Source organism: Vreelandella venusta (assembly GCF_015689495.1).
Lineage (GTDB): Bacteria > Pseudomonadota > Gammaproteobacteria > Pseudomonadales > Halomonadaceae > Vreelandella > Vreelandella venusta.
In genome coordinates this window covers 3,413,331-3,426,321 of the sequence record NZ_CP065135.1, presented here as the reverse complement: position 1 = coordinate 3,426,321, position 12,991 = coordinate 3,413,331, and the positions used below count along the sequence as shown (strand labels likewise).

Sequence of the window (12,991 nt, the reverse complement as noted above, 5' to 3'; positions counted from 1 at the left end):
ATCTCTTTTTTATCTAGGGTCCTGCCTGTGTTGATAGTTGACAGAAAAGGTCCTACTTTCAAAATATTGTGTCGTGAGGTAAGCGTTGTGAAAGCATTTTTACTGGGAGGGATTATGCTGGCGCTTAGCATTCCTGCGATGGGGCTTGCGCATACAGAGGCTCCCCTAGAGATGCCTGAAGGGCCCGTTATACTCACAATCAACGGTGATATAACACATTTCAATACCACCCAAGGCGCACGCTTTGATCGTGCTATGTTGCAAGCGTTGCCGCAGCACTCCTTTGAAACAGGCACGCCGTGGACCGAGGGCAGTAGTACTTATAGCGGACCGCTGATGCGCACATTATTAGAGCATGTTGGGCTACCAAATGCTGACAACCGCCTTGGGGGCAGCTCTAGAAATAGTTCTAGAAACAGCTCTGGAAATGGTCCTGGAAATGGTCCTGGAAATGGTCCTGGAAATGGTCCTGGAAATAGCGTTTATGTCTCCGCTTTAAACGGCTTCGAAGCGGAAATACCGATTAGTGATTTTTATAAGTATGATGTGATCCTAGCATTAGAGCGGGACGGGCAAAGCATTCCCATCCGTGAGTACGGCCCGTTGTGGGTGCTTTATCCTTTCAGCCAAGATGAGGCTCTTTTAAGTGAAAAAATGCGTTTTAGAGCTGTTTGGCAAGTTATGCAGATAAATGTCCGTTAGTCGGCCTGTTTCTCGAGCTCCCCGCCTGCTGCGTTATCCGCGACGCTTTAAAGTGGTTGCTATGATTACCGTCCTGCTGTTCGCGGCCGCGCTGGTAGTGGCAGCCTTAGCGGCTTGGCGTCAGGATAATTTGACCCAAAGTTTGAGAGAAGATACGGCCTGGGTGGTATATAAGCTTGATCGCGATGCGATTCAGCTATTCAACCACTTGCTTGCGGTCACCCGTGGCCCGATTTCACCTTCTGATCAGGACACTTTGAACCTGCACTTCGAGTTACTCTACAGCCGCATGACGCTGTTGCAGGAGGGCGAAGTGAGCCAGCTGTTAGACAATATCAGTGTAGCAAAAGCGTTATTAGCTCAAATTCAGCAGCAGCTAGATACGCTAGATCCTATGTTTGAACCTCATGCCTCTTTACCTCAGTTACCGATTGCTGAGCTAGAGGAAGGGCTGTTGGTGCTCACTCGATTTACAGAGCGATTTGTTATCGCTATTAATGGTTATCTAGCGGAGTCTGCTACTGAAGAGCGCGTGTTATTAAATATTTTATATAAGCTTTTAATATCACTGTTGGTGGGAATGAGTCTCGCTGTCTTGCTGGTCATTGTGTTTCTCGTGCGAGAGATGCGAGAAAGTGCCTCCGCTCGCCGTGAGCAAGAGCAACTTAGCCACCAACTAGAAATCACTGCCACGCAGGCACAGGCCGCAAATCACGCTAAATCTGACTTTTTAGCGATGGTTAGCCATGAAATTCGCACGCCGCTCAACGGCGTCATTGGTATGAGCGAGTTGCTGCGTGAACCATCTAGCCTTGCGCAAGTAGAAGACTATGCTCGTACGATTCATGACAGCGCTAACCAGTTGCTAGCGATGATCAATGAAATTCTTGATTTTTCAAAGATTGAAGCGGGGCACCTAACGCTTGACACTTCACCCACCGCCCTTAAACCACTAGTCGACAGCGTTATATCGCTTTTCGAGCCTCGCGCTAAGGAAAAAGGCCTGCAGTTAACGTTGTATGTTGATCCTCTCGTCCCGGCATGGGTAATGATCGATGCCAGCCGATTGCGTCAGATTTTGCTTAACCTCATCACAAACGCTATTAAGTTTACTGACCATGGTAAAGTCAATATACGTATTTATTCCACGGTAAATAGCCTGTTATTTGAAGTTTGTGATACCGGTTGTGGTTTAAATGAGGAGCAACAGGCATCCCTGTTTGAGCCATTTCAACAAGCGGATGAGTCAGTTGCTCGTCGGTTTGGCGGTACTGGGCTAGGGTTGGCGATTTGTAAACGCTTAAGCGAGGCTATGCAAGGGCGGTTAGGGGTTCGTAGCACCCCTGGACAGGGCAGCACATTTTGGTGCGAGTTGCCCCTTGTAGAAGCTAGCCCCGTTACCGCTTCATTGCCGCCCGAACCAACGCAGGATTTTGCTGGCACATCCTTACTACTTGTGGAAGACAATGCCATCAATCGTAAGGTTGCCACTGGGCTACTGTCGCGCCTTGGGTGCGATGTCGTCTGTGCCGAAAATGGCCAAGATGCTCTGGACATGGTGCAGGCTCAGCAGGTGCACCTCATCTTTATGGATATTCAGCTACCGGACATCGATGGCATCACCGTGACCAAACAGCTTCGCTCTCAAGGCGGTTGGTTGGCCAACGTGCCGATTGTGGCCATGACGGCCGGCGGCGTGGAAGATGTTCGTCAACGCTGCCTAGCAGCGGGAATGAACGATTACATTACTAAACCGCTATCCTTAATTTCCCTTAGTCATGTGCTGTCGCTACAGCTGTTTGCGGTTTCGCGCCCATGTACTTTGTCGACATTGCCTTTAGATCAGGAGCAGCAAGAGTTACAGCCACTACTTAATCGTACAACGCTAGAGTCCCTGGTGGAGTCACTGGGAGCTGAAAGTGTCGATCAGCTCATCATGCTTTATCATCAGCAAGTGAGTGATTACTCTGCGCAGTTGGCGGCTTATCTAAGCAACACGGCGTTGCTGACAGCGGAGCAAGCCAAGCAAGTGGCACGCTTAGCACATCAGCTGCGCGGCGAATCGCTCGGTGTTGGAGCCGAGCGTTTGGCCGCTGAGGCTAAACGGCTTGAGATAATCGCCAGTAACAGCACGTCCTCACCGCAAGATTTTACTGACACCATGAATCTATTGAGACAAACCGCTTCGCGAACTCATGCAGCGTTGGAGAAATGGCGTCGTGACGATAGCACCGAAGAATAGCGGCATTCAGGCCGCAGCCAGCAACCAACTTAATCCCTTTCAAGCCGCTGATGAATTGGCTCAACAGCTTGGTCATGAAGACTTAGGTTTTGTGCTGTTTTTTTGCAGTGCTGAGTATCCGTTAGAGGAACTAGCAACGGCCCTTAGCGGTGTGTTTGATAAGGTGTCAATGAGTGGCTGCACGACGGCGGGCGAGATTACACCACAGGGCTATGATCGGGGCTCTGTGGTAGCGATCGGTTTTGATCGTCGCGTGTTTGCGGTTGAAACTGCACTGGTAGACGACCTTGATAACTTCGACCTCAGCCGCGCACAACCGCTCGTGGATACCTTACTGGAGCGTTGTCGACAGCAGGCGGTTGCACCGGTGAATGAGCATAGCTTTGCGCTCACATTGCTAGATGGTTTATCCAGCCGTGAAGAACAGGTATTAGCAACCTTAGATGCGGCTCTTGGCCGTATTCCCAGCTTTGGCGGCTCGGCCGGTGATGATAACCACCTTACCCATACGCATGTGTATGCCAATGGGCATTTTCATACTCGCGCCGCCGTCGTGGTAATGCTTAACACGCGGCTACCATTTGAGGTGTTTTCTACCCATCACCTTGAACCGCTAGCCCATAAGTTAGTGGTAACAGAGGCTGACCGAGAGCAGCGCCGAGTGCTAGAGCTTAATGGGTTACCTGCTGCTGACGTTTATGCAGCATTAGTCGGCTGTCCTGTTGATGCGCTATCACCCTCCATTTTTGCCCAGCACCCACTGGCAGTTTATATCGGTGGACAGCACTATATTCGCTCAATACAACGCGTCAATGAAGATGCTAGCCTAACGTTTTACTGCGCAGTAGAAGCGGGCATTGTGCTCACTGCGATGCGGCCTGCGCCGTTACTCTTAGATCTAGAGGGGATGCTACAGCGCGTGCAACAACGCCTGGGAGCAACACCTTCGATTATAGGCTGTGATTGTTTCTTAAGGCGTATGGCGCTTGAGTCTTTGCAACAGCTGGATCAGGCGTCAGCGCTGCTTCGTCAGGCACGAGTGGTGGGGTTTAATACCTACGGCGAACATCATCATGGCATGCACGTAAACCAAACCTTTACGGGGGTGGCTTTTGGCGCTCTTCCAACTAGCGGCAGATAGTGATTCTACGGCGGATAATGCCACGCTAAGCGAAGAAAACCGTCGTTTGCGTAAGGTTTGCCAAGCCCTAATGGAGCGTGTGGAGTCCGGCGCAAGCCCTAATAGCGCTCCCTATGCCGCGTTTGAGCGTTCGGTGCTGCTAGCCGAGCAAGTGCGCGAACGCACCGATGCACTTCACCGCACACTAGATGAACTTAGCCAAGTTAATGCGCGGCTGTTGGCGGCGAATGCCGAAGCGGAGGCGGCCAATCTTTCTAAAACGAAATTTTTAGCGGCGGTCAGTCATGACCTGCTTCAGCCGTTAAACGCCGCCCGTTTATTCGCCAGCGCCTTAGAAACCCACGCGCTACCCGAGGCCTCCCAGGCTTTAGTAGGGCACATAGGGCGTTCGTTAAAGGATGTTGAAGGGCTTTTAGGTACATTGGTAGATATTTCCCGTTTGGATGCCGGTGTGCTCCACGCGGATAAAGCACCGTTTGCGGTAAGTACGCTATTAGATGCCTTGGCAGAGGAGTATCGGCAAGTGGCCGCCGTGCGTGGGCTGACGCTTCACTATGTGCCGTCGAGTGTGGTGGTCGAATCAGACTTGGCGCTACTGGCACGTGTTGTGCGCAACTTTCTCAGCAATGCCGTGCGCTACACTGAACATGGACACTTACTGCTTGGCTGTCGACGACGCGCCAATGGTCTTGAAATTATGGTGGGCGATACTGGGCCGGGGATACCAGAGCCACAGCGTCAGGCGATTTTTCTAGAATTTCGCCGCGCCAGCCAGTCTCAAAGTAGCCACAGCCGAGGGCTTGGGTTGGGGCTAGCGATCGTAGATCGCATCAGCACTATGCTAGAGCACCCTGTGTCGCTTACTTCACAACTTGGGCGTGGCTCGCTGTTTTCTGTGCTGGTCCCTTTCTCTGCGTCAGAACCTAATACAGCCCCAAGCGAGGGGGCATCGCCCGTTGCTTATGCGCCAAAAGCATTGCCTGGATCTGATCGTTGGCAGCACGACCCGCTACAAGGCTGTGTCATTTGGGTGATCGATGATGATCCCGCGATTGTAGAAGGAATGCAGGCGTTGCTGGGCAGTTGGGGGTGTCGGGTGAGGGCAGCCGCTACGGTGAGCGCGCTGGAAGCAGCGAGTGACGGTGAGTGCCCGGCTGTGCTGTTAGTGGATTACCATCTGGGGGATCACCGCGAAAATGGGATCGACCTGGCTGCAAGGCTACGTCGACGCTATCCAGGGTTAGCCACCGTAGTCATCACTGCCAACCATGAGGCAACTTTGAAACGAGCCACTCGGGAAGCAGGTATGCACTGTTTGTTAAAACCGCTAAAGCCTCTTCGCTTAAAGATGCTACTGGGGACGCTCTTAGAGACTTCTGCTTAACGGGAAGTCGGCGGCTAGGTGGAGGAAGTTCGTTTGGCAAGATAAGCGCCTAGTTCCTCTTCACCTGCGATGACGATGGCGTGCACTCTGCTTGTTGCACCGAGCTTGCGTAAAATAGCTGAAACATGCGTTTTTACAGTGGTTTCAGCGATAAACAGCTCTCGTGCGATTTGCTTATTGGACATCCCCTGCGCCATGCAACCCAACACATCTAACTGCTTGTCGGTTAAGCGTATTAGCCGTTCACGGGATACCTCCGACGAAGGTGCCAACGTCGATGGCTCCATGCGCGGGGGCGGCTGGCGCATAATATCTGCAGGCAGATAGAGCTGCCCCTGAAGAATTTGGTTGAGTGCTGCTAATAGCTGTTCTCGGGGAGTTGATTTCGGAATATAGCCCACGGCACCTTGGGTAATGGCGTCTAACACCAACTGGCGCTCCTGGTGTGCCGAGACAATGGCGACAGGCAGCCATGGAAATCTTTCTCGAAGTATTGTCAGACCTTCTAGTCCATCGGCATCGGGCAGGCTTAAATCGAGTAATAGCAAATCAAGTTCATCATGGATGCCGATTGTGTGAATAGCCGCCGCCAAACTGTCCGATTCCAACAGTTGAGTATCTGTTAAACCAGCGCTAATTACCGCGTGAAGTGCATCGCGAAACAGCGGATGGTCGTCTGCCACTAGCAACGAGTACATGGCGTCTCCTACCAAGGGATGAGGGTGCGTCCTGCCATCGGGCTATATCGTAAATGGCGCGTGTGGCCAACACTGGGTAGGCACCTTATTTTATAATCATAATACTCAGGAGCTTTACCATGATCTACGCCAACCCGGGTGATGCTGGTTCCGTTGTGTCCTTTGAAAAACGTTTTGGCAACTATATCGGCGGTGAGTTTGTTCCCCCGGTCAACGGCCAGTACTTTGATAATATCAGTCCTGTTAACGGTCAAGTATTCTGCGAGATTCCCCGCTCTGGCGCTGAAGATATTGAGAAAGCGCTGGATGCAGCCCACAAAGCCGCGCCTGCCTGGGGCAAAACCTCCGTTCAAGAGCGCAGTAATATCCTACTTAAGATTGCCGACCGCCTCGAGCAAAACCTTGAAATGTTAGCGGTCGCAGAAACGTGGGATAACGGAAAAGCCGTTCGTGAAACCTTGAATGCGGATATTCCGCTTGCTGTTGACCACTTCCGTTACTTTGCTGGCTGCTTGCGTTCGCAGGAGGGTACGGCTGCGGATATCGATGCTAACACCGTTGCTTACCACTTCCATGAGCCGCTAGGCGTTGTTGGCCAGATTATTCCCTGGAACTTCCCGATTCTAATGGCCGCTTGGAAACTGGGCCCTGCTCTTGCCGCGGGTAACTGCGTCGTACTGAAGCCAGCTGAGCAAACTCCTGCCTCGATATTGAAAGTGATGGAGGTGATTGGCGACCTGCTACCCCCTGGTGTACTTAACGTCGTTAATGGATTTGGCGCCGAAGCTGGTCAAGCCCTCGCCACCAGCAAGCGGATTGCCAAAATTGCCTTTACCGGTTCAACACCGGTTGGTTCGCACATTCTTAAATGCGCCGCAGAAAATATTATCCCTTCGACAGTGGAGCTGGGGGGTAAATCGCCCAATATCTATTTTGCAGACATCATGAACGCCGAGCCGACGTTTATTGATAAAGCTGTTGAAGGCTTAGTGCTGGCATTCTTCAACCAAGGCGAAGTATGTACCTGTCCTTCTCGTGCACTGATTCAAGAGAGCATGTACGACGAGTTTATGGCCAAGGTGGTTGAAAGAACTAAAACCATCAAGCGTGGCAACCCGCTAGATACCGACGTGCAGGTTGGTGCACAAGCCTCCCAAGAGCAGTTCGATAAAATTATGTCGTACATGGACATCGCCCGCGACGAAGGCGCCGAGTTCCTTGCCGGTGGCGATAAAGAGAGCCTGGATGACAGCATCAATAGCGGCTACTACATCCAGCCGACACTGCTCAAAGGCAACAACAAGATGCGCGTCTTCCAGGAGGAGATCTTTGGTCCTGTGGTCGCTGTGACCACTTTCAAAGATGAAGAAGAAGCGCTCGCCATTGCCAACGATACCGAGTTCGGCCTGGGGGCTGGTGTCTGGAGCCGTGACATCAACGTCGCCTTCCGTATGGGACGTGGCATTCAAGCAGGTCGCGTTTGGACTAACTGCTACCACCAGTACCCTGCCCATGCTGCGTTTGGTGGTTATAAGAAATCAGGCGTAGGTCGCGAAACCCATAAAGTGGCGCTTGAGCACTATCAGCAAACTAAGAACCTGCTAGTGAGTTACGATATTAACCCGCTAGGTTTCTTCTAATAGGCTATTCTGAAGTGATACCGCCCGGCTATTGCCGGGCGTTTTGCTACTCCTCTGACGCTTACTGTAACGATAAGAGCAATCACAAGTTGCCACATCGACAACCATCAGGAGTTGCATCATGGATAACACAATGCGAGCGGCAGTCGTACGTGAGTTCGGTCAGCCACTAGCGATAGAAGAAGTAAACGTGCCTCGTCCCAAGCGGGGAGAGGTACTGATGAAGGTGGCCGCCTCTGGCGTTTGCCACACCGATCTACATGCAGCACACGGCGATTGGCCGGTGAAACCCTCGCCACCGTTCATTCCTGGGCACGAAGGTGTTGGGCATATTGTGGCGGTGGGTGACGGCGTTACCCATGTCAAAGAGGGCGATCGTATCGGCGTGCCCTGGCTATACTCAGCCTGTGGTTACTGTGAACACTGTTTAGGCGGCTGGGAAACCCTGTGTGAATCCCAGCAAAATACCGGTTACTCGGTCAACGGTGGGTTTGCCGACTACACCTTGGCGGATGCAGGCTATGTGGGGCGTCTGCCGGACGCCGTTGATTTCATCGAAATAGCCCCGGTTCTGTGTGCCGGAGTAACGGTTTATAAAGGCTTGAAAATGACCGATACTCGCCCAGGTCAGTGGGTGGTTATTTCAGGCGTCGGCGGCCTGGGACATATGGCGGTGCAGTATGCGAAAGCGATGGGGCTAAACGTCGCTGCTGTTGATATTGACGACGGAAAGCTCGCTTTGGCCGAACGGCTAGGTGCCACGGTGACGGTTAATGCGATGAAAACCGACCCAGCAGCGTATCTGAAAAAAGCCATTGGCGGTGCCCACGGGGCATTGGTCACAGCGGTATCGCCAAAGGCGTTTGATCAAGCGCAAAACATGTTACGCCGTGGTGGCACACTGGTGCTCAATGGCTTGCCACCGGGTGACTTCCCGCTGCCAATTTTTAGCACAGTGCTTAACGGTATTACCATTCGCGGTTCGATCGTCGGAACCCGCAGCGACCTGCAGGAAGCGTTGGATTTCGCTGCTGAAGGCAAAGTCAAAGCGACCGTGGCGACCGATACGCTGGATAATATCAACGATGTCTTCCAGCGCATGATCGACGGCAAGATCGAAGGTCGTATTGTGCTGGATATGGCGAGTTGAGTGACCGAGTGGGGGAGACGATAGCTCCCCCTTTTATTCTCTGCCGTCTATCCAATACCTACTGTATCTTGCTTTTCCAGCCAGCGTTGTGCCATACGCTCGGCATGGGCAAGATTGCTCACGACCGCTAACTTTCTCACTTCACGCTTAATGCCCGCGCGTTTAATTTTGAGTGCCAGGCGCGGCTGCAGCCCAACGAACATCACTCCCACGCCTTGTTCGCTTAGCTCACGACGCAGCGTATCTAACGCCACCATGGCTGTGGTATCCAGACTGGGAACTTCACGCATATCCAGAACGATAATTCGCACGCTGTGATCAATCACGCGTAGCGTGGCAATCGCCTTTTCTGCGGCACCGAAAAATAGTGGGCCGTGAATTTTGTAAAGGGCGACTTCCGGCGGGAAGCGCGCCTCTTTGTCGGGTGTGTCTAAGCGTTGAGTATGGGTCAACTGTGCCATGCGGCGAATAAACAACGCGGCGGCCAAGCCAATACCGACAGCTACTGCAATCACCATGTCAAAAAGCACCGTTAGCCCAAAGCAGATAACCAGCACCCACACATCGCTGGCGGGGGCACTTTTCAGCGTATGCACGAAGTGGCGCGCCTCGCTCATATTCCAGGCGATGATCAGCAGCAGGGCGGCTAGCGCCGCCATGGGCACGAACCCCAACACACCCGCCAGCGCCACCACGGCAAGCAGTACCACCAGGGAGTGAACGACCGCCGCCAGCGGTGAAAATGCTCCGCTTTTGATATTGGTCGCCGTGCGGGCAAGCGCAGCTGTGGCGGTAATGCCGCCGAAGAAGGGCACCACCATATTGCCCAGGCCCTGGCCAATCAGTTCGGCGTTAGGGTCGTGGCGGGTGCGGGTCAGGCCATCCGCCACCACGGCGCACAGTAGCGACTCGATGGCGGCCAGTAAGGCGATGGCCAGTGCTGGGCCAAGCAGCGCCTTAATCAGCGCGAAATCGACCTCGAGCGGTGTGCCATCCGCGCCAGGAAAGTGCCACGGTGCCGCAACGCTAGGTGCAAAGGGGGGAATGCCGCTACCGCTTTCACCTTGGAACTCCCAGCTAAAGCGTGAGGCGATGGTATCGACTTCAACGCCACTCATCGTCAATAAAGCGGCGGCCAGAGTGCCCACTGCCAAGCCTATCAGCGGGGCAGGAATGGGCGTCTTCAGGCGGGGCCAGATCAGCAGCGTTGCCAAGGTCACCACCCCCACGCTGAGTTCCGCCGGTGAAAGGCTGGGCAGCGCTTGGCCAATCAATACCAGGTTATGCAGGGTGCTATCGCCTAGCGCTACGTCCGCGAGGCCCAGAAAGTCAGGTAACTGGAGGAGGGCAATGACTACCCCAATACCTGCGGTAAAGCCAAGAATGACCGGGTAGGGCACGTACTGAATTAGGCTGCCCAGCCTGGATAGCCCCAGCGCCACGAGAATGGCACCGGCCATCAGTGTGGCGATCAGCAGTCCGCCCAGGCCATGGTTGGCCACGATGGGAAACAGAATCACTACAAAGGCGGCGGTGGGGCCGGAGATGTTAAATCGTGAACCACCGGTTAAGGCAATCACCGCGCCCGCGACAATCGCTGTGTAAAGCCCATGTTGGGGCGGCACGCCGGTAGCAATCGCTAACGCCATAGAAAGTGGGACGGCTACCACACCAATCGTCAGCCCCGCCATCACATCGCGCTTCAATCTGGCCAGTGTATACCCTTGACGCCAAGCGCTGACCAGCGCGCTGCCGGGCAGTGGCACAACGTAACCCGAAGAACGTTTGGCGCGGGACATGGGGGAGCCTCCTAAAAATAGCGAAAACAAGCCATTACGCTACGCCTGCGATGAAATTTGCACAACAAGCCGTTCGTCGTCGTGTCGTTCGCGCACAAAAATCCCAGCCGCTTGGCTGGGATTTTTTTAAGCTAAGGGCAGATGCTTGCTTATATCTGCGAGTCTTCCGGCGGTTCACCGATGGTGCCTGGCATTGCTTGCACATGGCCCATCTGTTGACCTGCCAGAGTAAGGAAGTGTAGATGGCGTTCGTACTCTGCCACGAGATCACCAATCACTTGACCACGGGTATAGCCGTTCAGGTCTTTATCTTGACCGCCTTCAGCTAAGTACACGTCCAAGCGCACATAGAAGTCATCATCCGCAGGGATAAAGCTGGGTGTACGCATACGGTGCGGACATACTTGGTAGACAAAACTAGTGGCATCGCCCAGGTCAACCTGCAGTGTCAGATTGGGAAGTGACTCGCCATCAAGATGCTCTTCGGTAACGTTGGCGGTTTGGCCACGGCTTTCCAGTTCTTGGGCAAATTGCGTCATCGCTGGGCGAATAGAGTGCTGAATGGTTGCCGCGGCACCTGCACGGTTAGAGGTATCCAGCGCACGGTCCAAACGCTCACGCCAGTCGCCGCCGGGCGCGCCACCGGCAATCATGCGGCGTGCATCGGCCTTGCTGCCCTCCAGCTTCAGGGCTTTATACATTCCCACCATGACCGCAAAAATCACCAAGGAAAAAGGCAGGGCAGTAATTACCACCGCGCTTTGCAGAGCGTTTAAGCCGCCAGCCATTAACAGGGCAATGGTGATCAAGCCAATTACTGCCGACCAGAAAATACGCAGACGGATCGGCGCATCGTGGTTAACGTCACTCAAAATAGACGTAAAGTTGGCCAGTACCAGTGCACCAGAGTCGGCAGAGGTAATAAAGAATACAATGCCTAGTACTGTTACGATGGCGGCAGTAAGACCTGCGTAAGGGTAGTACTCAAGCAGTGTATAAAGGGTCGTTTGTGGCGTGTTAAGTGCCTGTTCACCCAGTTCGACCACACCCTGATTGGCTACCAACTCAATGCCGCTGTTACCGAACACCGACATCCATACCATCATAAAGGCCAGCGGAATAAACAACGCTCCAGCGACAAATTCGCGGATGGTACGGCCACGTGAAATACGTGCCAAGAACAGGCCGACAAATGGTGTCCAGGCAATCCACCAGCCCCAGAAGAAGATCGTCCACCACATTTTCCACTCTTGGGCACCTTCATCGGCAAACGCGTAGGTGTCAAAGCTGGCACCCACAAACCCAGAAAGGTAGTCACCGGCGTTATTGACCACTTTATCTAATAGGACCAGGGTGTCGCCTGAAAAGAGTACAAATAGCATTAGCCCTAGCGCGAGCAGCATGTTGAACTCAGAAAGACGGCGAATGCCTTTCTCGACGCCAGTCACCACGGAAATGGTTGCCAACACCACGACCAGAACGATCAGAATCACCTGCACGGTGAGGGTTTCAGGCACGCCAAACATATAGGTGAGGCCGTAATTGAGCTGCATCACCCCAATACCCAGACTAGTGGCGATACCGAATACAGTGGAGACAACCGCGGTAATGTCTACGGCGTTACCGATTGGCCCGTGAATACGCTTGCCTAAAATTGGATAGAGAGCGCTACGGATCGCCAGTGGCAAACGGTGGCGGTAACTAAAGTAGGCCAGCGCCATACCCATCAACACGTACAGCCCCCAGCCGGAAAGCCCCCAGTGCAGATAGGTTTGAACGACGGCCTGACGCATGGCCTCTTGGCTTTCAGGCGCTAGATCAGGTGGTGCCAGATAGTGTGCGACCGGTTCAGCAACGCTGAAAAACAGCAGATCGATACCGATACCTGCAGCAAACAGCATGGCTGACCACGATAGCAACGAAAACTCAGGCCGTGAGTGATCCGGGCCTAGGCGAATGCTGCCAAAGCGCGACATGCCAATCATCACCACAAATACCAGATAAGCCACAATCGCCAGCATGTAGTACCAGCCGAATGTTTTACTTACCCAGGCAAGCCCAGCATCGAAGAAAGCGCCAGCCTGTTCGGTAAACAGCATGGTAAGAATCAAGAAAAGCAGAATTCCCGCCACGCTTCCGTGGAAAACCACGGGGTTGAGGCGGTCGCGTGAGGGGAGGTTGGGGTTGTCTTTCGCCATGGAGGCGGACTCCTGTTGTTAAGACAAGAATTAAAAA

Annotated in this window: 9 protein-coding genes; 6 read left to right on the top strand and 3 right to left on the bottom strand. The window is 53.4% G+C overall.

Features of this window, described 5'->3' with window-relative positions:
- Positions 1-87: 87 nt before the first annotated feature.
- Genes IR195_RS16060 through IR195_RS16045 form a run of 4 tightly spaced genes read left to right on the top strand, consistent with a single transcriptional unit; the run spans position 88 to position 5,469 of the window.
- Positions 88-702 (top strand): putative pterin-binding protein, encoded by a 615-nt coding sequence (locus tag IR195_RS16060; protein ID WP_241006746.1) that lies wholly within the window; start codon positions 88-90, stop codon positions 700-702.
- Positions 692-2,944, top strand: a complete 2,253-nt coding sequence (locus IR195_RS16055) for an ATP-binding protein (RefSeq protein ID WP_206048064.1) — start codon at positions 692-694, stop codon at positions 2,942-2,944. The genes IR195_RS16060 and IR195_RS16055 overlap by 11 nt, the downstream gene beginning before the upstream one ends.
- Entirely contained in the window at positions 2,922-4,085 is a 1,164-nt protein-coding gene (gene nosP / locus IR195_RS16050; protein ID WP_206048063.1) for a nitric oxide-sensing protein NosP, read from the top strand. Before IR195_RS16055 ends, nosP begins: the two co-directional genes overlap by 23 nt.
- Positions 4,057-5,469, top strand: coding sequence for a hybrid sensor histidine kinase/response regulator (locus IR195_RS16045; protein ID WP_125751103.1), 1,413 nt, complete (start codon positions 4,057-4,059; stop codon positions 5,467-5,469). Before nosP ends, IR195_RS16045 begins: the two co-directional genes overlap by 29 nt.
- A 14-nt stretch (positions 5,470-5,483) precedes the next feature.
- Here the strand turns inward: IR195_RS16045 and IR195_RS16040 are convergent, their stop codons facing one another.
- Entirely contained in the window at positions 5,484-6,167 is a 684-nt protein-coding gene (locus IR195_RS16040; RefSeq protein WP_146941775.1) for a LuxR C-terminal-related transcriptional regulator, read from the bottom strand.
- 119 nt (positions 6,168-6,286) lie between these two features.
- On the opposite strand from IR195_RS16040, the gene exaC reads away from it, so the two are divergent.
- Positions 6,287-7,807 carry an acetaldehyde dehydrogenase ExaC gene (gene exaC / locus IR195_RS16035; RefSeq protein ID WP_125751097.1) on the top strand — a complete coding sequence of 507 codons (1,521 nt, stop codon included), beginning with the start codon at positions 6,287-6,289 and terminating at the stop codon, positions 7,805-7,807.
- Positions 7,808-7,928: 121 nt separating this feature from the next.
- Positions 7,929-8,957, top strand: coding sequence for an alcohol dehydrogenase AdhP (adhP, locus tag IR195_RS16030; protein WP_206048062.1), 1,029 nt, complete (start codon positions 7,929-7,931; stop codon positions 8,955-8,957).
- 47 nt (positions 8,958-9,004) lie between these two features.
- Here the strand turns inward: adhP and dauA are convergent, their stop codons facing one another.
- Both dauA and betT read right to left on the bottom strand, forming a co-directional pair.
- Entirely contained in the window at positions 9,005-10,756 is a 1,752-nt protein-coding gene (gene dauA / locus IR195_RS16025; protein ID WP_206048061.1) for a C4-dicarboxylic acid transporter DauA, read from the bottom strand.
- Between the two features lie 149 nt (positions 10,757-10,905).
- Complete coding sequence (betT, locus tag IR195_RS16020; protein ID WP_125751088.1) at positions 10,906-12,954, bottom strand: choline BCCT transporter BetT; 2,049 nt, start codon at positions 12,952-12,954, stop codon at positions 10,906-10,908.
- Between the last annotated feature and the right edge of the window lie 37 nt (positions 12,955-12,991).

Coding starts and splice junctions, on each gene's coding strand:
- IR195_RS16055 (WP_206048064.1), top strand. CDS start 692: ATGTCCGTTAGTCGGCCTGTTTCTCGAGCTCCCCGCCTGCTGCGTTAT.
- IR195_RS16040 (WP_146941775.1), bottom strand. CDS start 6,167: ATGTACTCGTTGCTAGTGGCAGACGACCATCCGCTGTTTCGCGATGCA.
- exaC (WP_125751097.1), top strand. CDS start 6,287: ATGATCTACGCCAACCCGGGTGATGCTGGTTCCGTTGTGTCCTTTGAA.
- adhP (WP_206048062.1), top strand. CDS start 7,929: ATGGATAACACAATGCGAGCGGCAGTCGTACGTGAGTTCGGTCAGCCA.
- dauA (WP_206048061.1), bottom strand. CDS start 10,756: ATGTCCCGCGCCAAACGTTCTTCGGGTTACGTTGTGCCACTGCCCGGC.
- betT (WP_125751088.1), bottom strand. CDS start 12,954: ATGGCGAAAGACAACCCCAACCTCCCCTCACGCGACCGCCTCAACCCC.